At 64.1% G+C, this 22,134-nt stretch carries 22 protein-coding genes; 13 read left to right on the top strand and 9 right to left on the bottom strand.

The features are described 5' to 3' along the window. Nucleotides 1–14 precede the first annotated feature (14 nt). Together AC1MCA_RS07690 and AC1MCA_RS07685 are read left to right on the top strand one after the other, a co-directional pair. Nucleotides 15–596 (top strand): helix-turn-helix domain-containing protein, encoded by a 582-nt coding sequence (locus AC1MCA_RS07690; protein WP_479802418.1) that lies wholly within the window; start codon nucleotides 15–17, stop codon nucleotides 594–596. A gap of 61 nt (nucleotides 597–657) precedes the next feature. Continuing rightward, entirely contained in the window at nucleotides 658–1,314 is a 657-nt protein-coding gene (locus AC1MCA_RS07685; protein WP_479802417.1) for a DedA family protein, read from the top strand. Between the two features lie 9 nt (nucleotides 1,315–1,323). Here AC1MCA_RS07685 and AC1MCA_RS07680 read toward each other — a convergent pair whose 3' ends face one another. Next, on the bottom strand, nucleotides 1,324–1,839 hold the full coding sequence (locus AC1MCA_RS07680; protein WP_479802415.1) for a MarR family winged helix-turn-helix transcriptional regulator: 516 nt from the start codon (nucleotides 1,837–1,839) through the stop codon (nucleotides 1,324–1,326). 97 nt (nucleotides 1,840–1,936) lie between these two features. Between AC1MCA_RS07680 and AC1MCA_RS07675 the strand changes: the two genes are divergently transcribed. Continuing rightward, the gene (locus AC1MCA_RS07675) at nucleotides 1,937–3,139 is read left to right on the top strand and encodes an acyl-CoA dehydrogenase family protein (RefSeq protein WP_479802413.1); all 1,203 of its coding nucleotides are present in this window, start codon (nucleotides 1,937–1,939) and stop codon (nucleotides 3,137–3,139) included. A gap of 90 nt (nucleotides 3,140–3,229) precedes the next feature. On the opposite strand, the gene AC1MCA_RS07670 is transcribed toward AC1MCA_RS07675, so the two are convergent. Then, nucleotides 3,230–3,433, bottom strand: a complete 204-nt coding sequence (locus tag AC1MCA_RS07670) for a cold-shock protein (RefSeq protein ID WP_013599688.1) — start codon at nucleotides 3,431–3,433, stop codon at nucleotides 3,230–3,232. A gap of 146 nt (nucleotides 3,434–3,579) precedes the next feature. On the opposite strand from AC1MCA_RS07670, the gene AC1MCA_RS07665 reads away from it, so the two are divergent. Continuing rightward, a complete protein-coding gene (locus AC1MCA_RS07665; RefSeq protein ID WP_479802411.1) occupies nucleotides 3,580–4,329 on the top strand; it encodes a glycosyltransferase family 2 protein in 750 nt (249 codons plus the stop codon). 4 nt (nucleotides 4,330–4,333) lie between these two features. Here AC1MCA_RS07665 and AC1MCA_RS07660 read toward each other — a convergent pair whose 3' ends face one another. The 5 genes from AC1MCA_RS07660 to AC1MCA_RS07640 form a co-directional block, all read right to left on the bottom strand. Then, nucleotides 4,334–5,260, bottom strand: coding sequence for an alpha/beta fold hydrolase (locus AC1MCA_RS07660; protein ID WP_479802408.1), 927 nt, complete (start codon nucleotides 5,258–5,260; stop codon nucleotides 4,334–4,336). A 37-nt stretch (nucleotides 5,261–5,297) separates the two neighbouring features. Continuing rightward, the gene (locus AC1MCA_RS07655) at nucleotides 5,298–6,296 is read right to left on the bottom strand and encodes an alpha/beta hydrolase (protein WP_479802406.1); all 999 of its coding nucleotides are present in this window, start codon (nucleotides 6,294–6,296) and stop codon (nucleotides 5,298–5,300) included. 174 nt (nucleotides 6,297–6,470) lie between these two features. Continuing rightward, nucleotides 6,471–7,682: an acetyl-CoA acetyltransferase gene (locus tag AC1MCA_RS07650; RefSeq protein ID WP_479802402.1), complete on the bottom strand. Its 1,212-nt coding sequence runs from the start codon at nucleotides 7,680–7,682 to the stop codon at nucleotides 6,471–6,473. Then, entirely contained in the window at nucleotides 7,679–8,365 is a 687-nt protein-coding gene (locus tag AC1MCA_RS07645) for a CoA transferase subunit B (RefSeq protein ID WP_479802399.1), read from the bottom strand. Before AC1MCA_RS07645 ends, AC1MCA_RS07650 begins: the two co-directional genes overlap by 4 nt. A 73-nt stretch (nucleotides 8,366–8,438) precedes the next feature. After that, nucleotides 8,439–9,185, bottom strand: coding sequence for a CoA transferase subunit A (locus AC1MCA_RS07640; protein WP_479802396.1), 747 nt, complete (start codon nucleotides 9,183–9,185; stop codon nucleotides 8,439–8,441). Between the two features lie 199 nt (nucleotides 9,186–9,384). On the opposite strand from AC1MCA_RS07640, the gene AC1MCA_RS07635 reads away from it, so the two are divergent. Beyond that, nucleotides 9,385–10,167, top strand: coding sequence for an IclR family transcriptional regulator (locus AC1MCA_RS07635; RefSeq protein WP_479802391.1), 783 nt, complete (start codon nucleotides 9,385–9,387; stop codon nucleotides 10,165–10,167). A 150-nt stretch (nucleotides 10,168–10,317) separates the two neighbouring features. Here AC1MCA_RS07635 and nadE read toward each other — a convergent pair whose 3' ends face one another. Both nadE and AC1MCA_RS07625 read right to left on the bottom strand, forming a co-directional pair. After that, a complete protein-coding gene (gene nadE, locus AC1MCA_RS07630) occupies nucleotides 10,318–11,139 on the bottom strand; it encodes an ammonia-dependent NAD(+) synthetase (protein WP_479802388.1) in 822 nt (273 codons plus the stop codon). 137 nt (nucleotides 11,140–11,276) lie between these two features. Next, nucleotides 11,277–12,293, bottom strand: coding sequence for a LacI family DNA-binding transcriptional regulator (locus tag AC1MCA_RS07625; RefSeq protein WP_479803326.1), 1,017 nt, complete (start codon nucleotides 12,291–12,293; stop codon nucleotides 11,277–11,279). Nucleotides 12,294–12,513: 220 nt separating this feature from the next. On the opposite strand from AC1MCA_RS07625, the gene AC1MCA_RS07620 reads away from it, so the two are divergent. The 8 genes from AC1MCA_RS07620 to AC1MCA_RS07585 all read left to right on the top strand — a co-directional run bounded on the left by AC1MCA_RS07620 (nucleotide 12,514) and on the right by AC1MCA_RS07585 (nucleotide 22,069). Further along, nucleotides 12,514–13,374: a sugar phosphate isomerase/epimerase family protein gene (locus AC1MCA_RS07620; protein ID WP_479802383.1), complete on the top strand. Its 861-nt coding sequence runs from the start codon at nucleotides 12,514–12,516 to the stop codon at nucleotides 13,372–13,374. Continuing rightward, nucleotides 13,371–14,384, top strand: a complete 1,014-nt coding sequence (locus AC1MCA_RS07615) for a Gfo/Idh/MocA family protein (RefSeq protein ID WP_479802378.1) — start codon at nucleotides 13,371–13,373, stop codon at nucleotides 14,382–14,384. Before AC1MCA_RS07620 ends, AC1MCA_RS07615 begins: the two co-directional genes overlap by 4 nt. A 193-nt stretch (nucleotides 14,385–14,577) precedes the next feature. Beyond that, a complete protein-coding gene (locus AC1MCA_RS07610; RefSeq protein WP_479802376.1) occupies nucleotides 14,578–16,098 on the top strand; it encodes an ABC transporter substrate-binding protein in 1,521 nt (506 codons plus the stop codon). Between the two features lie 108 nt (nucleotides 16,099–16,206). Continuing rightward, nucleotides 16,207–17,148 (top strand): ABC transporter permease, encoded by a 942-nt coding sequence (locus tag AC1MCA_RS07605; RefSeq protein WP_479802374.1) that lies wholly within the window; start codon nucleotides 16,207–16,209, stop codon nucleotides 17,146–17,148. After that, complete coding sequence (locus AC1MCA_RS07600) at nucleotides 17,145–19,019, top strand: dipeptide/oligopeptide/nickel ABC transporter permease/ATP-binding protein (protein ID WP_252566820.1); 1,875 nt, start codon at nucleotides 17,145–17,147, stop codon at nucleotides 19,017–19,019. Before AC1MCA_RS07605 ends, AC1MCA_RS07600 begins: the two co-directional genes overlap by 4 nt. Continuing rightward, nucleotides 19,016–19,921, top strand: coding sequence for an ATP-binding cassette domain-containing protein (locus tag AC1MCA_RS07595; protein ID WP_252566822.1), 906 nt, complete (start codon nucleotides 19,016–19,018; stop codon nucleotides 19,919–19,921). The genes AC1MCA_RS07600 and AC1MCA_RS07595 overlap by 4 nt, the downstream gene beginning before the upstream one ends. A gap of 47 nt (nucleotides 19,922–19,968) precedes the next feature. Continuing rightward, nucleotides 19,969–20,829, top strand: a complete 861-nt coding sequence (locus tag AC1MCA_RS07590; RefSeq protein WP_479802372.1) for a sugar phosphate isomerase/epimerase family protein — start codon at nucleotides 19,969–19,971, stop codon at nucleotides 20,827–20,829. A 73-nt stretch (nucleotides 20,830–20,902) separates the two neighbouring features. Further along, the gene (locus AC1MCA_RS07585) at nucleotides 20,903–22,069 is read left to right on the top strand and encodes a Gfo/Idh/MocA family protein (RefSeq protein WP_252575599.1); all 1,167 of its coding nucleotides are present in this window, start codon (nucleotides 20,903–20,905) and stop codon (nucleotides 22,067–22,069) included. The last annotated feature ends 65 nt before the right edge of the window (nucleotides 22,070–22,134 follow it).

Here is a 22,134-nt window from a genome sequence, read left to right as displayed (position 1 = left end):
GGCAAACTTGGGAGATGGATCAGCAGATGGACGATGTGCTCGCCGCCGTGGGACCACGCCTGAAGGCATTGCGCCTGGGCAGCAACACCACCCTGGCTGCCCTCGCCGAGGCCACCGGAATTTCGGTGAGCACCCTGTCCAGGTTGGAATCCGGCCAGCGCCGCCCCAACCTCGAGTTGCTGCTGCCCCTGGCCAAAGCCCATAGGGTCCCACTGGATGAACTCGTGGGAGCACCGGAAACCGGAGACCCCCGCCTGCACCTGCGCCCGATGGTCCGCCACGGGATGACGATCATTCCGCTAACCAGGCGGCCGGGCGGAATCCAGGCGTACAAGCACATCCTGCCGGCCGGCCAGCCTGACGAGCCGAACCCGCAGGTTCACGAGGGGTACGAATGGCTGTACGTGCTCAACGGCCGGCTCCGGATGGTCCTGGGGAGCAAGGACCTGGTGATCGCGCCCGGTGAAGCCGTTGAATTCGATACCCGCGTCCCGCACTGGTTCGGCCGCGCAGATACCGGCGCTGTGGAGTTCCTCAGCCTTTTCGGCACCCAGGGCGAACGCATGCATGTGAGGTCCAGGCCCGGGTCCTCATAGACTCGTAGGGGCGCAGACTGCCACGGGACGGCTGGATAATTCGGGGAATGGGGAAATGTATATGTGGGGTACGTCCGAGGCCGCGTCCGGCTCAACCGAGAACCTGACAGGCCTGGTGGGCATTGCCGCGCGGGGCATTGAAACCCTTGGCGATTGGGGTGTGGGGCTGTTCACCCTCGCCGAGACCGTCCTGCCGCCCATCCCCAGCGAAGTGATCCTGCCGTTGGCCGGGTACCTGGCGAAGCAGGGGTCGCTGAACCTGGTCCTGATTTTCATCACCAGCACGCTTGGCGCCTATCTGGGGGCGCTCCTGCTGTATTGGCTCGGTGCCAGGCTCGGTTTGGAGCGGTCCATCCGGGGCCTGTCCAGGCTTCCCCTGGTGGACCGGGAGGACTTTGATCACGCCGCCGGCTGGTTTCGCCGTCATGGACGGTCATCGATCTTCTTCGGCCGGCTGCTCCCCGGTGTGCGCAGCCTGATTTCGTTGCCGGCCGGCGCGTCCAGCATGCACCTTGGCACCTTCAGCCTCTACACCCTCGGGGGAAGCGGGCTGTGGAATGGCGCTCTGATAGGCCTCGGTTATGCGCTGGGTACCCAGTACCAGGTGATTGAGGAGTATTCCCGCTTCCTCAACTACGCCGTCTATTTGGCGCTGGGCCTTTCGGTACTCTGGCTCGTCGTCAGGAGTGTCCGCCGCAGCAAGGCGGGCAGGCGCTGACCTGGCCTGTCACAGGCCCTGATCGGAGAAATCGCCGGCATCCCGGCGGAACCTGCCCAGGATGCTGATCAGGTGGTCCACGTCCTCCGGGCTGAACCCTGACTGGCTGAAGACTTCGGCATTCAGTGCCGCCGTGGCGCTTTTGGCGAGCGTCCGGCCTTCCGCAGTGATTTCGATAAGCGTGGTGCGGCCGTCAGTGGGGTGCGGCGCGCGCGAGACCAGCCCCGCCTTTTCGAGCCGGTCCACGGCGTTGGTCACCGACGTCGGATGGACCTGGAGCAGGGCGCTCGCCTTGTTCATGGGCAGCGCCCCGCTGCGGGCAAAGCTGAGCAGTGCCAGCAATTCGTAGCGCGCGAACGTCAGGCCCAGTGGTTTGAGGATGGCTTCCACCCGGGAGAGCAGGATCTGCTGGGTCCGCATGATGGCCGTAATGGCGGCCATGGGCGCGGCCACGTCCGCCCACCCGTGGTCCTCCCAATTGCGCCGGGCATCCGCGATGGGATCACGGGGGAGTGGTGTGGTCATCCTCGTCCGCCTTTCGCCACGTGATGCATCCCACTTTCTTTCTGATCCTGTGCAATATACTAGGACATCCAACGGTTTTGGAAGAGTGAAGGGATGAATGCCCGTGCAGCCACAAGGACGTGGGAGCGAAGAACCGCGAACGGTCCCCTTCCCGGACGCCGACCTGATGTACGTCGTCGACCTTCTGCCCGCGTCCGAACGGGAGCGGTATCTGGACATCCGCGCGTTCCTGCAGTCGTCCGTGCGGGAGGCATCCATCGAGTACTGGAACCGGGAGGAGTTTCCCTACGGCCTGCTCAAGGAGATGGGCCGGCATGGCCTGGGCGGCCTGCAGACGGACGGCAGCTCCAAGCTGTTCAAGGGATTGATGTACACAGAGGTTGCCCGCGCGGACGTTTCGCTCTCCGCCCTGGTGGGTATCCACAACGAACTGATTGTCGGCATGATCAACGAGCTCGGTTCTGCCGAGCAGAAGCGCCGCTGGCTTCCCGGCCTCGCGGACTTCAGCCAGTTGGGTGCCTTCGCCCTGACGGAACCGGACCACGGCTCGGATATCGCCGGCGGCCTGGCGACTTCTGCGCGGCTGGAGAACGGCGAATGGGTCATCAACGGCGCCAAGCGCTGGATCGGAGCCGGGACCATTGCCGACTTTGCCCTGGTGTGGGCCCGCGACTCCGCCGATGGGCAGATCAAAGGTTTCATCGTCGAGACCGACCGTCCGGGGTACTCGGCCACGACGATCGCCAACAAAATCGGCCTCCGCATCATGCAGAACGCGGACATTGTCCTGGCGGACGTCAGGATTCCGGAGTCCAATCTCCTCCCCGGCGCCACGGATTTTTCCAAGGCAAACGCGCTGCTGCGTGATTCACGTGCCTGGGTGGGCTGGCAGGCCGCCGGCATCCAACTGGCCGCGTTCGACGTCGCCCGCTCCTATTCGCTGGTACGCAGGCAGTTCGGCAGGGAACTCGCCCGGTTTCAGCTGATCCAGCAGCAACTTGCCGAAATACTGGGGAACGCCTCAGCCTCGCTGGCGCTGATGGCCCAGCTGGCCAGGATCCAGGAGGACGGAAAACTGGATATGGTGCAGGCGGCCATGGCCAAGGCCACGTGCACCCGCCTGGCCCGCGCATCCGTGGCGATGGGCAGGTCGCTCCTGGGCGGGAATGGGATCAGCACAGACTACGAAATGGGCAAGCTGTTTGGCGACGCCGAAATCCTGTACACCTACGAGGGCAGCTACGAGATCAACTCATTGATCGTGGGCCGGGCGGTGACGGGGAAGTCGGCCTTTGTGTAGACGCAAAAGTCCCGCTGAAACTGATGCTTCAGCGGGACCCTTGTTTTGTCCGGTAGTACTCCGGCCAGGCCGGTGCGTTACCTCGAGCTATTAGAGCGGACGGATGTTCTCTGCCTGCGGGCCCTTGGGACCCTGGGTCACATCGAATTCGACCTTCTGGTTCTCATCCAGCGAGCGGTAGCCGCTGCTGGCGATAGCCGAGTAGTGTGCGAAAACGTCGGCTGACCCGTCGTCAGGGGCAATGAAACCAAAACCCTTTTCGGCGTTGAACCATTTAACTGTGCCTGTTGCCATGCTGCATTCCTTCGTGTGACTCTGAGTTGCTCCGCCGGCACAAAGGCCCCCGGTGCTGCGAACTTCATCCGCTGTCCCAAACGTACGGGGCTGACGGCCCGCTTGCAAGGGTATTTGTCCCAATATGGCGCTATAGTCTGGCCAATATGGGATCTGTCTCTGTGGTGATACCGACCAGAAACGATGCTGACATGCTGGCGTCATGTCTTTCCATGCTGCAAGAGCAGACCCGTCCGGCTGACGAAATCATCGTGATAGACAACGCCAGTACCGACCATACCGCTGCCGTCTGTGACGCAGCGGGCGTGCGCAGGATCCCGGTCAGCCTGCCCGGAATTGCCGCCTCCACGGCGGCAGGTTTCGACGCAGCGGAGTCCGGCATCATCGCCCGGCTGGACACGGATTCACGGCCGCCAACGGATTGGCTGGAGCGTATTGAAGCCACCCTTGACCGCACCGGCCCCTTGTCGGCAGTGTCCGGGCCGGCATATTTCTATGGGGCAAACAGGCTCATGTGTTGGCTGGGCCGCCATGCCTACCTGGGTGGTTTTTTCTGGGCCGTCGGTCTGATGATGGGCCACACTCCACTCTTCGGCTCAAACTTTGCCCTGCGGTCCGATGTCTGGGCGAGGCTCAGCGGTACCGTCATCCGCGACAATTCCCGGGTTCATGACGACTTTGATATCTCCTACCATCTGCGTCCCGACATGACCGTCACCTACGATCCCTTGCTCCAGGTGGGCGTCTCGGCGAGGCCGTTCGCAAATCTCGAGGCAATGCGGAGCAGGATGGCGATGACGGTGGAGACATTCCGGGTGGAATTCGCTGCCGAGCCGCCGTTGCGGCGCCTCGCCGAACGCCGGCGGTGGGCACGGGAACACGGCCGCCGGCCCTGAGTGCCTACCCGGGCCCGGCGTAGAGGGCAAGGAGATCGCGCGCAAACTCGTGCGGTGACGTTTCGCAGGGGCTGTGGCCCCCGCGGTACACAGCGATGCGGGCGCCGATGGACCGGGCGAAACGCTGATGCAGTTCAAGCGGCCAGAGATCGTGTTCACCCACGGCCACGAACTTCGGCAAGGTGGCGGCGGCCAGCTCCTGCCGCAGGTCCGGCGCCCGCTTCATCAGTTCATAGATATCGCGCACAGACTGGCGGCGCGTGAACCGGAAACGGTGCCGGACAAACGTCAGCCGGTGCGGAGTGATTCTGTTGAAGTTCCGGCGGATGCCCCAGATCATCAGGGCTGCGCCTACCCGGCCATTTACCCAGCCGGTGACCTTGCCGAACTTGCTGACGCCCCGGAAGCCCTGCCCGGGTTCCGGCGGGCAACTCAGGAGGGTCAGGCTGCGGATGAGCTCCGGCCGCCGGGTGCACGCAATCTGCGCGACGATGCCGGCGAAGGAGTACCCGACCACGTGGGCCGGGCCTTCGCCGGACTCGAGGACCGCCAGGAAATCGTCAACGAAGAGCTCATAGTCGTAGTGCTTACGCGGCGGGACAAGGTTCTCTGGCCCTGCACCAGCTGATTCGTATTGCCCTGCCAGATCGTAGCTGAGCGCCTGGAAGCCTGCCTCAGCGAGGTCAGGCATCATGATGGCGAAGTCCTCCTTGGAACCGGTGACTCCGGGCACCAGCACCACACGGGTGTTCCCGGGCCTTCCCATGGTTGCCATCGCGAGGCTGCCGCTGGGAGCTGCAAAGCTGGAACTTACCGAACCTTCGGGCAGGACCGACCAGTCCCAGTCCCGGACCTCCGCATCTTCGCGGGTGACCTCATCCAGGGGCCCGGCTGAAGGCGCTGGGGGTTTCTTCGGCTCGTAGGACGCCATGGATCAAAGATAGCCCCCGGAAGTCTGCAGGAGTGCGTTACCCGGCCACCCGATCCACGAAGGCGTGGAGCCTGCGGTAGACCTCCTGCGACTCGGGATAGCGGTAGTTCTGCTGCCAGGTGTGTTCGGTGTTGGTGGACGCCCAGTCGTAGACGAGGGCGTCAACCGGCACAGAGTGCTCGCGCAGGCGGTTGATGAAGTTCAGGTTGGCAGTGTAGAAGTAGTCGCGTTCAGAGGTGGTGACAAGGACCGGCGGATGGCGGGAATCCAGCCACTCGATCGGCGAGAGGAACCTGGCGGCCCGGCGCAGGTGCTCGTGCCGTCCCGGTTTGGGCCGCTTTATGCCGCGGCCGGGGAGGAGCATCCGGACAAAGTTCAGGCTGAGGACAAAGCCTTTCTCGAAGAAGACGGAAAAGTCCACCACGCTGCAGTGCTGTACCAGCCCCTTGATGTCTTGAACCGCGACGGCGGGGTGGAGTTTGTAGTGGCTTGCCAGTTCCGAATGGATCGTCGCAGCTGTGAGCAGCGCAGCAATCTGGCCGCCGGCGGAGTCGCCCCCGAGCACCAGGCGGTGGGGGTCCCCGCCGAACCGGCCGATATTGCGCTGCACCCAGTTCAACGCCGCATTCGCATCGTCCAAAACATGGGCCATGTGGAACTCGGGCGCCACCCGGTAATTGACGTTCGCCACCACCATGCCGGCCTCGGCCTGGCTCGCGCAGTATTTGGTGAGGGCGGCTTTGTCGCCGGAGGTCCACCCCCCGCCGTGGAAGTAGACATACACCGGAAGGGCCAAGGTGGCGCCGTCACCGCCGGCCGGCGGGGCGATGACGTCCAAGAGCTGGTAACGGTGGCCTGCGCCGACAAAGTCAACGTCGAAGGTATATTCCAGGCCCGTGATGGGGTCTTTGTTGAACCGGGCCTGCTCGCTGGAACTCACGCTGTGCATCAGCAGGCGCCAAACCCACACAGGCACCCGGCGCAGGGAGCGCCGTACCTTGCGGGCGAGGACAGAGGTGGCCGGCGGGGTCTTCACGGCACCGCCACGGCCGTATGAAGGCGGGACTGCTTCAGGGACGCGACGCATTCAAGGCGGTGGCAAGCCGCAGAAATCATGCCCTCATCGTACTCCGCTCATCTGAAGCAACGCGGGGTCAGATCCGGCCCAATAAACCGCCCGGATCGGGCTGGATGTGACCCCGCGTTGCTTTTAGAGGGCTTCGAGGACGCTGACGTAGTTGGCGATTCCCACGCCGCCCATGTTCTGCACAGCAGCCCTGCGGGCGCGGCCCAGTTGCATGCCCCCGGCGGTACCGGTCAGCTGCATTGCGGCGATCACATGCTGCGAGACTCCGGTGGCGCCGACGGGGTGGCCCTTGGCTTTGAGGCCGCCGGAGACGTTGACGGGCAGCTTGCCGTCCTTGAAGACCCAGCCTTCCTCGAGCGCCCGGGCGCCCTGCCCGGGTTCGGTCAGGCCCATGGCCTCGTACATGAGCAGTTCGGCGATGGTGAAGCAGTCGTGCACTTCGGCGAAGTCCAGGTCCTCGAGCCCGACGCCGGCCATCGCCAGTGCGCGCTGCCAGGATACGCGGGTGGCGGCGAAGGCGGTGGGGTCCCGGCGTTCGGCCGGGAAGAAGTCGTTCGCGTGGCCGAACCCGGCGAGCCGCACCGGGGCGGTGGCCCCACCGGTTGGTGCGGTGGAAAGCACGACGGCGGCGGCACCGTCGGACACGGGGGAGCAGTCGGTGCGGCGCAGCGGGTCCGCCACCATGGGGTTTTTGTCCGAGACGGTGCGGCAGAACTCCTCGCCGAGGTCCTTGCGGAGCTGGGCGTACGGGTTGTCCACGCCGTTGCGGTGGTTTTTCGCGGCGATGGTGCCCAGGACGTCACCCAGCTTCCCTGAACCCGGTTGTCCCGAACCGCTGCCATAGCGTTTGTCGTAGTGCTTGGCGACGTCGGCAAACAGGCCCGTGAATCCCGTGGTGGAGGTCTGGCCGGCCATGTCGTAGTCAGCGCCGAGCAGGGCCGCACCCACGACGTCGGCACCGGCATCGGTCATCTTTTCGGCGCCGATCACCAGCACGGTCTTCGCAGTACCTGCCAGGAGGGACTTGGTCCCCTGTTGGAAAGCTGCTGAACCGGAGGCGCAGGCGTTCTCCACGCGGGTGGCCGGGACGTTGGCCAGCTGGTCCGAGACCTGCAATGCCAGCGAGGACGGGAAGGCCAGCGGCATCATGCCGGAGTTGAACTGGCCCAGGTAGATCTCATCGATCTGGCCCGGCTCGATCCCGGCGTTGCCGATGGCCTCGGCGGCCACCTGCACAATCAGCGACTCGAGGGTCTCGTCCGTGAGCTTGCCGAACCGGCTGTGGCCCCAGCCGGTGAGCAGAACATTCTTGCCGAACTGTTCTTTGAGGCTCATGCTGCCACTCCCGCGGTTTCAAGCTGGACGTCGAATGCGGCTTCGGTCTTATCGCGGATTTCCTCCACGGTGACCCCCGGCGCAAGGCGGGTCAGCGTGAGCTGCCGCCCGCCGCCGTCGTCCGATTCTTGTTCGGTCTTCACGATGTCAAAAACGGCGAGGTCGCTGATGATCCGGTCCACGCAACGCAGGCCGGTGAGCGGCAGGGTGCACACGGTGACGATCTTGGCCGTGCCGTCCTTGGCGTTGTGCTCGGTCAGAACCACCACGCGCGGCGTGCCGGCCACGAGGTCCATGGCACCGCCCATGCCCTTGACCATCTTGCCGGGAATCGTCCAGTTAGCGAGGTCGCCGTTGCCGGAGACCTGCATGGCGCCCAGGATGGCCACCTTGACGTGGCCGCCGCGGATCATGCCGAACGATGTGGCGGAGTCGAAGATGCTGCCGCCGGGCAGGACCGTGACGGTCTGCTTGCCGGCGTTGATGAGGTCCGCGTCTTCGTCGCCCTCATAGGGGAACGGGCCCATGCCGAGCAAGCCGTTTTCGCTCTGCAGGACCACGCGGACGCCGTCGGGCAGGTTGTTGGCCACCAGCGTGGGGATGCCGATGCCCAGGTTCACGTAGTCGCCGTCGTTCAGTTCCTCGGCCGCGATGGCAGCCATTTCATCCCTGGTCCAGGCCATGGGGTTCTCCTTGGGGTTCAAAGTTTTGCGGAGGCTTAAGTGTTCGTTCGCGCTGTGTGTGGAGGCCGGCGGGTCAGGCGGACACAGGTGTTGAGGCGGGGACTGCTGCGGAGGCGAGTTCGATCCTCGGCCGGACGGTGCGCTGTTCAATGTCCTTGACCCGGCCGCGCGCCTGAACCAGGTGCTGGACGTATACGCCCGGGGTGACGATGTGGTCGGGATCCAGTGCGCCGGGCTCCACGATGACTTCGGCTTCGGCGATGGTCACCAAGCCGGCGGTGGCCACCACGGGGTTGAAGTTCCGGGCCGTGTAGCGGTAGATCAGGTTGCCGTCCGTGTCCGCGGTGTGCGCGTGGACCAGTGCGACGTCGGCGCGGATGGCGCGCTCCTGGACGTACGTTTCGCCGTCGAACTCTGCGAGCGGTTTGCCTTCGGCCACCAGCGTTCCCACGCCGGTCTTGGTGTAGAAGGCGGGGATGCCGGCGCCGCCGGCACGGAGGCGCTCGGCCAGGGTGCCCTGCGGGGTGAACTCCACCTCAAGCAGGCCCGCGAGGTACTGCTCGGCGAAGAGTTTGTTCTCGCCTACATACGATGCGATGACCTTGCGGACCTGGCCGGCTTCGATCAGCACGCCCAGGCCTTTCCCGTCCACGCCCATGTTGTTGGACACAACGGTCAGGTCGCGCACACCGGAATCACGCACGGCCTCGATGAGGTCCGCCGGGATGCCGCTCAGGCCGAAACCGCCGACGGCGAGCGTCATGCCGTCCTGGAGCGTTTCCGCCAGGGCCGCGGCGGCGTTGGGTTTCAGTTTGGACATTCCGTCTCCTCGTCATCGAGCGTGCAGAGCCATTCGGGTTATCCACTTTGTGGACATTGGGCCTAGGGAAGGAGCCTAGGGCGGTCGCTGAAGCTGGTCAATGACGCAATCATGCCAGCAAGGCAGATATTTCACAGCGTGGACACTAGGCTTCGAGGTGTCCACATTGTGGAGGATTTATTGAAAGTTGGTGAGCTGAATGACAAATCCAGTCCAAGGGGCGCAGGTAGTGGGCCGCGTGGCGTCACTGCTGCGGCTGGTCGGCCGGAAGCCGGAGGGCAGCTCGATTGCCGGGCTGGTCCGGGAGTCCGGGCTGACCCGCCCCACCGTCCACCGGCTCCTGGCCTCCCTTGCCGCGGAAGGCCTCCTGGACCACGATGCCCGCAACGGAAACTGGATCCTGGGCCCCGAGATTTTCCTGCTGGGATCAGTGGCAGCGGCCCGCTTCCCGTTTGAAGACCTGGCCCGGCCAAGCCTGCGCCGCCTGGCGGAGGAGACCGGCGAGAGCGCGTTCTATTCCATCCGCAGGGGTCAGGAGACGGTCTGCGTGCTGCGGGAAGAGGGCAGCTTCCCGGTACGCTCCTTCGTGCTGCACGAGGGAGTCCGCTTTCCACAGGGAGTGGCCTCGGCCGGGACCGCCATCATGGCGTTCCTCCCGGACGAGGAACAGGAGGCCATCCTGTCCGGCTGGAACCGGCACGCCGGCAGCTTCGCGGCAGGCCACAGCATGGACGTGGTCCGCCGGAATCTGGAACGGACCAGGCTACATGGCTTTGCAGTGAATCCCGGCCTGGTGCTTGAGGGCAGCTGGGGAATGGGGGCTGCCGTGTTCGACCAGCTGGGCAGGCCCGTGGGCGCGCTTTCACTTACCGGCATCGAACCACGGTTCCGGCCGGAACGGCAGGAGTTCCTCGGCAAACTGCTGATGGAGGAAGCCCACCGGATCACGTCGCTGCTGACCCGTTCGCCGGGCTCCGCCTGAACTGCTCGGCACTGCTCGGCGTCGTGTGGCTGACCCCGTTGTGGGGCACATTGACACGGACGCGCCGTAATTCCGAGCGGGATCGGTCCAGACAGGGTTCAAAGTGCCCCGGTTCGGCGGACAGCCCGACCCGGAGTATCTCGGCTCAGCCTATTTCCACCACGTATCGAAGATGGTGACCGGCACGGTGCGCTTGTGGCGTGTGCGGAGGTACTTCTCTTCGATCAGCTCGGCCGCCGCTTCGGGGATCTCCCGGCCTTCGAGATAATCATCGATCTGGTCGTACGTGATTCCCAGTTCGTCCTCGTCGGTGCGTCCGGGCCTGCCGTCCAGGAGGTCCGCGGTGGGTACTTTTTCCCAGACGCGCGCAGGGGCGCCCAGTTCGGCCAGCAGCTCGCGGTTCTGGCGTTTGTTGAGGCCGAACAGCGGCAGGATGTCCGCGCCGCCGTCGCCGAATTTCGTGAAGAACCCGGTGACGGACTCTGCGCCGTGGTCGGTGCCGATCACCAGGTAGTTGTGCTCGCCGGCCAGCGCGTACTGCGCGATCATCCGGGTGCGTGCCTTGGTGTTTCCCTTGTGGAAATCGGAGATGCCGTTCCCCACAGTCTTCTCGAATTCGTCCTCGAAGCCATCCACGGCGGCCGAGATGTTGAAGGTCCATTCCGTCTTGGCCTTGATGAAGTCCAGGGCGGCCTGGGCGTCGTCCTCGTCGTGCTGGACGCCGTACGGGAGGCGGACCGCCACGAAGTTGGCCTCCACGCCTCCGGCCTCCAGCTCCTCCACGGCCAGCTGGGCCAGCCTGCCGGCGAGGGAGGAGTCCAGCCCGCCCGAGATTCCCAGGACAAAGCCCTTGGTGTGGGTTGCCCGGAGGTAATCCTTCAGGAAATCCACCCGCTTGCGCACCTCCCCGAGGGGGTCGATCCGGGGCTGCACGCCCATTTCTTCGATGATGGTGGCCTGGAGTTCGCGCATGTGATCCAGCCTAGTCAGCCGTGTCAACAACGCTCAACTGTGTCCACCCGAACCAGACACGTGTCCACGCGATCCACGCACAGCCCGGAGCGAACGGACGGGCACCCTAGCGCGAACGGACACTTGGGGCCCCGGACCTACAGCGCTGCCGGTGCCGCTCCGGTTGAACCGCGGACCGTGAGATGCGTAGGCATCAGGGAACGGCTGCGGCTGCCACCGCCCGCCAGCGGGTTGAGCTGGGCCAGGAGCATGGACACGGCCACCCGGCCGGCCTGTTCGATCGGCGATGTCATGGTGGTCAGCGGGGGATTGCAGAAGTCCGCGCCGAAGATGTCGTCGCAGCCCACCACGCTGATGTCCTCCGGGACCCGGATGCCGCGTTCGCGCAGCCGCTGGAGCATGCCGATGGCGATGAGGTCGTTGAAGGCAATGCACGCGGTGACGCCGGAGTGCACGGCCGCATCTGCCGCGGCGGCCCCTGATTGCGTCTTAGGGGCGAACGGGCCCAGCCTGCGCACCTCCACGCCGCGCTCCTCCGCGGCAGCCGACAGCGCATTCCATCGAAGAGTGCTGGACTGGGACGTGAGGGGGCCGGCCATGTAGGCGATGCGTGTGTGGCCGAGGGAAATCAGGTGGTCCAGTGCCTGGCTGGTGGCGGACGGCGTGTCAATGACGACGGCGGGAACGCCGGCTACGTCGCGGTTAATGGTCACCATGGGGATCTTGGCGGCGGCGGCCAGCAGCGACTCATCGCTGAGCCTGGACGCGGCGACGATGATTCCGTCGGCGCTCTTGCGCAGCTGTTCCATGGTGGATGCCTCCACCTCGTCGGACTCTTCCGTGTCCACGAGCAGCTGGGTGTAGCCGGCCGCCTTGAGCTGCAGCTGGGTGCCCCGGATGAGGTCAAAATAAAAGGGGTTGGTGATGTCAGGGACCAGGACGCCGACGGCGCCGGTGCGGCCGGAGCTCAGGGCCTTCGCCTGGCTGTTCGGTGTGTAGTTCAGCTCGGCGGCCGCCGCTTCGATGCGGGCGCGCGTCCGGATGTTGACCCGGTCCGGAGTGGAAAGTGCGCGGGACACGGTGGAGGCGGCCACTCCGCAGATCGCGGCGATGTCGTGGATGGTGGCAGGGCGGTCTGTTCCGGCTGCTTGCATCGCCATGGCGCTCCTCACTGAACGGAATGACAGGAGGCTTGTGACGGTTGCCACAGCCCTATAGCTCCTAGATTGCCACAGCCTGCAATCATTTGGCAATCGGTTGTCATTGACAGTTGACGTGTCTAGACTTAGAGCAGCATTTTTTGTGAACTGAATCACCCGCGCGCCGGAGCGGCACCAAGGCTGTCCCGTCGCGGGCATACCTAAGGAGATTCCCGTGACCGAAGCAACAACCGAAGCGGCCAGCACAGTCTGGACGCTCTCAGGATTCGGCGATGAAGTGGATACCGACCCCGCCATCCAGGCCGCTGTCCTGCTGGCACTTGGGGCGAGCTACATCGAAGTACGCAGCGCCTGGGGCGTTAACGTCTCCGAACTGACGCCTGGGCAGGTATCCGAGCTCAAGGAACTCCTGGACGCCAAGGGCCTGAAGGTCTCCGCCGTCGCCAGCCCCATCGGCAAGGTGGACATCAGCCTGCCCGTGGAGCACGAGGTGGAGCGCCTCCGCCAGATCATCTCCGTGGCCAAGGGCCTGGACACCAAGTACATCCGGATCTTCTCCTTCTTCCGGAGCGAAGACCAGACGCCGGAGGAAATCCGCGACGACGTCATCACGCGCATGCGGGCACTGGCCGCTGAAGCCGCAAGCGCCGGCGTCGTACTTTTGCACGAGAACGAAAAGGACATCTACGGCGATACGCCGCAGCGCGTCCTGGACATCATGGAGTCCGTGGACTCTCCCGCACTGCGGATCGCCTGGGACAACGCCAACTTCGTCCAGGTGGGCGTCCGGCCCTACACCGACGGCTACGCCATGCTGCGCCCGTACCTCGAATACCTCCAGGTTAAGGACGCCATCATGGCCACGGGTGAAGTTGTGCCTTCCGGCGAGGGCGACGGCGAACTCGACGCCACCATTGCCGCCCTGAAGGCGGACGGTTATGCCGGCTTTGCCTCCCTTGAGCCCCACCTGGCCAGCCACCACGAACTGGGCGGCTTCTCGGGGCCGGCTGCCTTTGGCTCCGCCGCCCGCGCCTTCGCGGGCCTGGCTGCCAAGAACGGAATCGTACTTTCGTGACCGGCCTCAGGGCCGCAGTCATCGGCTGCGGTGATGTTTCGGCAGTGCACTTTGAGGCCATCGCAAAGCTCGACGGCGCTCGGCTGGCCGGTGTCTGTGACTCAGATCCCGGCCGCCTTGCGGCCGCTGTGGCCGCCTATGGCGTCCCGGGATTCCCGGATCACCTCAGCCTGATCGAGGCCGTGGGGCCGGATGTTGTGCACATTACGACGCCGCACAACATGCATGCCTCCATCGCGGCGGACTGCCTGGAGCGCGGCGTGAATGTCATTGTGGAAAAGCCGCTGGCGCATACGCTCGAGGAGGGCCGCCGGCTGGTGGGGGCCGCCAAAGCGTCCACTGCCAAGATCGCCGTCTGCTTCCAGAACCGCTACAACGCCACCGCGCAGGCCATGCACGCACTGCTTTCCTCCGGCGAACTGGGCGCGGTACTAGGGGCGTCAGCTACGGTGCTGTGGCACCGCGACGCCGACTACTACCGCAGCCGGCCCTGGCGCGGCACCTGGGCGGGTGGCGGTGGTGGGCTCATGATGAACCAGGCCATCCACACCGTGGACCTGCTGCAGTGGCTGGTGGGCGACGTCGTTTCGTTGTCCGGCAACGCGGCCACCAGGTTCCTGGGCGAAACCATCGAGGTGGAGGATACGGCGGAGTTTGTTGCCCAGCACGCCAACGGTGCGCGCAGCGCCTTCTACGCAACGCTGGCCAACGCCGTGAACGCGCCGGTCACGCTGGACATTGTCACGGAAAGAGCGACTCTCAGTCTTCGTGGGGACTTGACGGTCACTTATGCGGACGGCCGCGTGGACGTGGTCCCCGAGCGTGTGGTGGAGTCCGGCGGGCGCGCCTACTGGGGGGTCTCGCATGAGCTGCTCATCAGTGACTTCTATGCCCGGCTCGGTGACGAAGGCCCGTTCTGGATCGATCCGGAAGAAGCAGAGAAATCTCTGAAGATCGTCAAGGAAATCTACCGCCAGAGCTACCCGGACGCGGCGGCGAAAGACTCCTGACCTCCTCGCGGCAACCGGTTGAAGGCCTTTAGAACGTTTCATTCACGGCGATTCTCGCTTAGATTGCAACAATATTGACAATCGGTTGCCAAAGTTGGCAATCATGCGTACTCTGAATCTCGGAAGGTCGGTGTGGCCCACGCCACACCGGCCCAATCGCAACTCTCACGTTCCACAGATTCAGGAGCCAACAATGAAGTTAGGTCCCAAGGCGGCAGCTGCCGCTCTTATCATCAGCTCAGCACTGGCGCTGACCGCCTGCGGCGGCGGCGCTCCCGCCGGCGCAACGGCCAAAACAGCGACGCTGTCACTGGGTGCAGTTCAGGAACTCCGCTCCTGGGACCCGGCACAGGCCCACGTCGGTCACTATCTCCAGCCTTACCAGGCAGCGTACGACTCCCTGATCCTGCGGGAACCGGACGGCAAGCTCAGCCCCATGCTGGCCACCGCGTGGAAGTACAACGAGACCAACACCAAGCTCACCGTTGACCTCCGCACGGACGTGACCTTCAGCGACGGCGCAAAGTTCGACGCTGAGGCCGCCAAGGCCAACATGGACCACTTCAAGAAGGCCAACGGCCCGCAGATGGCCCAGCTGACCGCCGTCTCAGACGTCAAGGTTGTTGACGCCGACACCATCGAACTGAACCTGACCGCCCCGGATCCGTCCCTGGAGTTCTACCTCAGCCAGGCCGCCGGCCTGATGGGCAGCCCCAAGGCGCTGGGCACCGACGCCATCAAGACCGAGCCCGTAGGCAGCGGCCCGTATGTTATGGACAAGGCCGCCACAGTGAAGGACTCGCAGTCGGTGTTCGCCGCCCGCAAGGACTACTGGAACAAGGACCTCCAGAAGTTCGAGAAGGTCACCTTCAAGATCCTGATTGACCTGACCGCCCGCACCAACGCCCTCGTTTCGGGCCAGGTGGACGCCACGCTGCTGGACCCCAAGACCGGCAAGCAGGCTGAAGGCGCCAAGATGAACCTGGTCGCCACCGAGGTGGACTGGCAGGGTCTCCTGTTGATGGACCGCGACGGTACCAAGAACCCCGCGCTGGGGAACGTCAAGGTCCGCCGGGCGATCAACTACGCCTTTGACCGCAAGACCATCCTGGACCAGGTCCTGATGGGCCAGGGCACCCCCACGTCGCAGCCGTTCGGCAAGGCCAGCGGTGCATGGACCGAAGAGCTGGAGAACTACTACAGCTACGATCCGGCCAAGGCCAAGGCCCTCCTGAAGGAAGCCGGCTACGAGACCGGCGTTGTCCTCGACATCCCGTCGGTTCCGGGCTGGGAAACCCAGCTCGCAGTGATCAAGCAGCAGCTGGCGGACGTTGGAATCACCGTGAACATTGGTGCCGCCATCACCAACACGTTCACCAGCGATGTCGCCGCCCAGAAGTTCACCACCATGTTCTTCTCCCTCTTCCAGGGTGAGCCGTGGGTTGCCACCAACCAGATCATCTCCACGAAGGCCCTCTACAACCCGTTCAAGAACACCACTCCCGAGCTGCAGGCCAAGATCGATGCAGTCGAGAAGGGCGGCAAGGACGCTGGCAAGCTGGCCCAGGAAGTCAACAAGTACGTTGTGGAGCAGGCCTGGTTCGCCCCGATGTTCCGCGTGAACCAGATGTATTACCACAACTCCAAGATCACCGTGGAACCGCAGGTCCAGCAGGCCGTTCCGTCGATCTACAACTACTCGCCGGCCAAGTAATACCGGGTACGTAGCCACACAATAACCCTGCGCAGGTCCGGCAGCCCATCACCAACGATGGGCTGCCGGACCGGGCAACCAATCCATGCCAGTTCAATGGAGCCAGCAATGATCACTTTCATCCTTAAACGCCTCGGCAGCGGACTCGTAGTCCTGTTCGCCGTCTCGATCCTCGTTTTTTCCCTGCTCTACGTATCGAGCGGCAGCATTGCGCGGAACATCCTGGGCGACCAGGCCACGCCGGATCAGCTGGCCGTGAAGGAAGCCGAGCTGGGGCTGGACCAGCCCATCATCACGCGCTACTTCAGCTGGCTCACGGGCGCCCTGCAGGGGGACCTGGGCACATCCTGGTTCACCTCTGAACCCGTCTCCCACGCCCTCGCCACGCGCATTCCGGTGACCATGACCATGGTGATTGCAGCCATGCTCCTGATCTCCATCATCGCCACCCTCATCGGCGTCGCCGCAGCAGTAAAGCGCGGCTGGGTGGACCGCGTGGTCCAGATCGGTGCCATCATCGGCGATTCTGTCCCCGGCTTTGTCATCGGCATCATCCTGGTGACCATCCTTGCTATCCAGATGGGCCTGTTCCCCGCCACCAGTACCATTTCGCCCGGTGTCGGCGCGGATGCCTGGGTGCTTTCCCTGACCCTTCCGGTGATCGCCCTGCTGATCAACGGCGTCACCGGCGGTGCCCAGCAGATTCGCAGCGCAGTCATCAAGCAGCTCGAACGCGATTACGTCCGCACCCTGCGCAGCCGCGGCATCGGTGAGCGCGAGGTCCTGTTCATGCACGTCCTGCGCAGCGCAGCTCCGGCTGGACTGACCGTGCTCAGCCTCCAGCTGATCGGCATGCTGGGCGGCGTGGTCATCATCGAGCAGATCTTTGCCCTTCCCGGCATGGGGCCGCTGGCCGTAGCCGCCACCAGCCAGAGTGACCAGCCGGTGGTCATGGGCGTTGTTATGTACACTGTCGCCGTCGTCATTGTGGTCAACCTCATCGTTGACCTGCTCAACGGCTGGCTTAACCCGAAGGTGCGTGCCTCGTGACCGAGTCCGTCGAAACCTCAGCCCTGACACCCATCCCCGGAACGTCAGGCCAGACCGGAACTGTCGTCCGGTCAACAGTCCTCAAACGGCTGTTCAAGAATCCAATGGGCATCATCTCCATCGCCATCCTTCTGGCCATGGCCAGCATGGCCGTCTTCGCCGATGTCCTGGCCCCGTTCGACGAAAACTTCGCCAACATCTCCAAGACTCTCGCAGCCCCGGACGCGGTTAACATCCTGGGCACTGACAGCTCAGGCCGTGACGTCTGGAGCCGGCTGCTCTTCGGGGCGCAGCTGACGCTCAGCTCCGCGCTCCTTTGCGCCGCCGTCGCCATCGCGATCGGCCTGCCCGCCGGCCTCGTGGCTGGCTACTACGCCGGCAAGTTCGAAGCCGTCTCCAACTGGGTTGTCAGCATCCTCATGAGCCTCCCCGGCCTGATCGTCCTGCTGACCATCCGGGCCGCTTTCGGTCCGTCAGTGTGGATTGCCATGATCGCGTTCGGTGTGCTGATCAGCCCTTCCTACTTCCGCCTGACGCGCTCAGCGGTGCAGTCGGTCCGCAACGAGCTCTACGTTGACGCCGCGCGCGTCTCCGGGCTGTCAGACCTCAGCATCATCACCCGCCACATCTTCTCCGTGGTCCGCGCGCCCATCATCATCCAGACGGCGGCGATCGCCGGCGTGGCCATCGCCATCCAGTCCGGACTCGAGTTCCTGGGCCTGGGCGATCCGGCCAAGGCCACCTGGGGTGTGATGCTCAGCGAAGGCTTCAAAAACGTCTACCTCACCCCGACGCTGCTTTTCTGGCCTGCATTTGCCATGGCGCTGACCATCGGTGCACTTGTCCTGTTGGGCAACGCCATCCGCGACGCCCTGGAAGACGGCGAAAAGATCAAGCACCGCAGGCAGAAAGCTCATCAAGCCGAAGATGCGGCCGCAGCCAGCGCCGCCAAGGCGGCGCGCAAGACCATTGCGGCCGTCGAGGCCGGAACCGAACACCACCTCGTTAAGGTGACCAACCTCGGCGTCGGCTACCCCCAGGCCGACGGATCCATCAAGAAAGTGGTGGATGACGTCTCCTTCCACGTTGACCGCGGCGAAATCCTCGGCATCGTGGGCGAATCCGGGTCGGGTAAGTCCCAGACGGCCTTCTCCATCCTGGGCCTGCTGCCGGACACCGCACGAATCGTGGGCGGCGCCATCCAGTTCGATGGCAACTACACGGTCGCTCCAGGTGAGGACAAGGTCAATCAGCACCGCCTCTCCAAGCTGCGCGGCAAACGGATTTCCTACATCCCGCAGGAACCCATGAGCAACCTGGACCCGGCCTTCACTATCGGCTACCAGCTGGTTACGCCCATGATGCGCGTCCTGGGAATCTCAAAGGCAGAGGCCACCAAGAGAGCCATGAAGCTCCTCTCCGACGTCGGCATCGTCAGCCCGGAGCGCACCTTCAAGGCCTACCCCCACGAGGTATCCGGCGGCATGGCCCAACGTGTGCTCATTGCCGGCGCCATCAGCTGCGAACCGGACCTCATCATTGCCGATGAGCCCACCACGGCACTGGACGTCACGGTCCAGGCCGATGTGCTGGACCTCATCCGCGACCTCCAGCGCCGGCTCGGCGTCGGCGTCATCCTGGTGACCCACAACTTCGGCGTTGTGGCTGACCTCTGCGACCGTGTTGTGGTCATGCAGAACGGCCGGCTGGTGGAGGAAGGCCCCGTGCGGGAGATCCTGCGCGAACCGAAGGAACGCTATACCCAGACTCTGTTGGCTTCGATGCTGGAAGGCAAAGAACCGATGACCATGCTGGTTTCAGCTGCTTCGTCTTCAACTGCGTCATCAAGTGCTAAGGAGAATGTCCTGTGACGGAAACTGCAGCCTCAAGCGCCGCGGTATCAGCCCCGGCACGCGAAGAACTCCTTCGCGTGGAAAACCTGGTGGTCGAGTACCCCGGCAAAGGATTCCGTGCACGGAAATTCCGCGCCCTGACCGACATTAATATCAGCATCGGCCAGGGTGAGACCTTGGGCCTGGTGGGCGAATCAGGGTCGGGTAAGACCACCCTGGGCCGGTCTGTACTGGGTCTCGCGCCGGTGAGCGGCGGCAAGATCACCTTCGAAGGCCAGGACATCAGCCACGCCACCCGCAAGCAGCGGCGCGTCCTCAGCCGTGACATGCAAGTGGTCTTCCAGGATCCCTACACGTCACTGAACCCCGCCCTGGAAATTGGAGACATTCTGGCCGAACCCCTGGGCGTGCAGGGCATGGAGCAGGCAGCAGCAAAGAAGCGCGTGAAGGAACTCCTGGATCAGGTTGGCCTCCCGTCGGATGCCATCCACCGGCTTCCGCGCGAGTTCAGCGGCGGCCAGCGCCAGCGCGTGGCGATTGCCCGCGCCCTGGCGCTGTCTCCCAAGCTCATCGTCTGTGATGAGCCGGTCAGCGCATTGGACCTGTCCACCCAGGCCCGCGTCCTGGATCTCTTCCTGCAGATCCAGAAGGACACTGGCGTCTCCTACCTGTTTGTCTCCCACGACCTTGACGTGGTCCGCCACATCAGCCACCGTGTAGCCGTGATGTACCGTGGAGAAATCGTGGAGCAGGGGCCGGCAGAGATCGTCACGCGCAACCCCGAGCACCCCTACACGCAGCGGTTGCTGCTCGCTTCCCCGGTGCCGGATCCGGACCGCCAGGAGAAGCGCCGTGCCGACCGTCACCGGCTGCTCGAAGAACAGCGCCAGCAGAACGAGCAGGCCGCTGTCCTTGCCTAGGGCTCGTGCCCGAACTAACTCAACAGCAACAACAATGGAGGAATAACGTGGCCAAAATTGGCGTGCAGGCAATGATGCTGAAGGACAGCTTCACCGAAATCGGGGCGTTCGAAACGCTCCGCAAGGTCAGCGACATCGGCTACAACGCCGTCGAGATCTCCCAGATCCCGATGACGCCGGAAAACGTCGCGGAACTGGACCGGTCCCGCAGCGATCTGGGCATGGACATCGCAGCCCTTTCCGTGGCCATGGAGACCCCCAAGGGCCGGCCTGGCGATTCCCTGGCGGAGCACTTTGACAAGATCGTGGATGACGCAAAGAGCCTGGACTCGAAGTTGCTGCGGATCGGTATGCTGCCGTTCGAGGCAATGACGTCCATCGGCGCGGTGATTGACTTCGCCAAGCAGGCCAACGAGTACGCCGAGCGCCTGCAGGAGCAGGGCCTTGGGCTGTACTACCACAACCACCACATCGAGTTCGCGAAGTTCGACGGCAAATACATGCTGGACATCATTGCGGAGAACTCCCCGGCCATGGGCATGGAAATCGACGTGCACTGGGTCCAGCGCGGCGGCCTGGACCCGGTCCGCACCCTGGAAAAGTACGCCGGCCGCACGGCCATGGTCCACCTGAAGGACTACCGGATAGGCCAAATGCCGGAGTCGGCCATGGGTCTGCTGGATTCCGGCGACGTTATGGGCTTCATGGCCGAGTTCAAGAATGTTGTCCAGTTCGCCGAAGTGGGCGAAGGCAACCTGGACTTCGCATCCATCATCCCGGCCGCGCAGGCTGCCGGCGCCGAGTACCTGCTGGTGGAGCAGGACGAACTCTATGGCCGCACGGTTTGGGAAGCGCTGCAGACTTCCTACGACAACCTGATTGCCCTGGGCCAGTCCGAGCTCTTCTAAGCGGACCGCTTTTGGTTTCGACAAGCTCAACCAACGAAACACAAGCTCAACCAACAAAGAAGGATAAATAACTGTGAGCAAGAAAGTACGCCTCGGCATCATCGGCCTGGGCCAGCAGGGCGGCGCTTACGCCAAGTTCATCACGGACGGCATGGTCCCCAACATGGTGATCGGCGCCATCTGCGACACCGATCCTGCCAAGAAGGAAATTGCCTCGGCCACTTACCCCGAGGCTCCCTTCTATGACGACTACATCGCGATGCTGGAAAGCGGCGACGTTGACGCCGTCGTGACCTGCGTACCGCACTTCCTGCACCCTGAAATGGGCATCGAGACCCTGAAGCGCAACGTCCATGCACTGGTGGAGAAGCCGGCCGGCGTCTACACGAAGCAGGTCAAGGAACTGAACGAGTTCGCTGCCTCCAAGCCCGAGCTCTCCTTCGGCATTATGTTCAACCAGCGCAACAACCCGCTGTACAAGAAGCTCAAAGAGATTGTGGAAAACGGCGAGATCGGCAAGATCCGCCGCAGCAACTGGATCATCACCAACTGGTGGCGTCCCCAGGGCTACTACAACTCCAGCGAATGGCGCGCGACATGGGGCGGCGAAGGCGGCGGGGTCCTGGTCAACCAGGCACCGCACCAGTTGGACCTGTGGCAGTGGATCTGCGGCGTGCCGAAGTCCGTCTACTCCAAGGTTTCCTTCGGCTTCCGCCGCGACATCGCCGTCGAAGATGAAGTGACCGCGGTGGTTGACTATGGAGACGGTGTTACCGGCGTATTTGTCACCGCCACCCACGATCTGACCGGGACCGACCGCTTCGAGATCCTGGGCGACCAGGGCAAGATCGTCGTCGAGGGCAGTAAGACCGCTACCGTGACACGCCTGAAGAAGCCCGAGCGCGAGCTCAGCGACGGCATGGGCATGGACGATGTCCGTAAGCTCTTCATGGGCGAGCTGAACCCGGAGGAGTACTACACCACTGAGGTCATCGAGTTCGAGTCCGCTTGGGGTGCTCAGCACTCCGGCGTCCTGGAGAACTTCGCCGCCAACATCCTGGACGGCACGCCGCTGCTCGCTCCGGGCTCGGACGGCATCAACGGCGTCCGCCTGGCCAACGCCATCCACCTCTCCGCCTGGACCGGCAAAGAAGTTGGACTGGACTTCGACGAGAACGAATTCCTCGCGGAGCTCAACAAGCGCATCGCCGAAGAGGGCAAGTTCCCGCAGCGCGCATAACCTCCTGCGCGAGTAGCGGAGCTGACCAGCAGCTGTGGCCGTTTTGGACCATCAAAACGGCCACA

This window comes from Arthrobacter sp. BK1, from assembly GCF_056680055.1.
The sequence above is the reverse complement of the archived record's forward strand: the minus strand, read 5'-3'. Positions and strand labels throughout refer to the sequence as shown.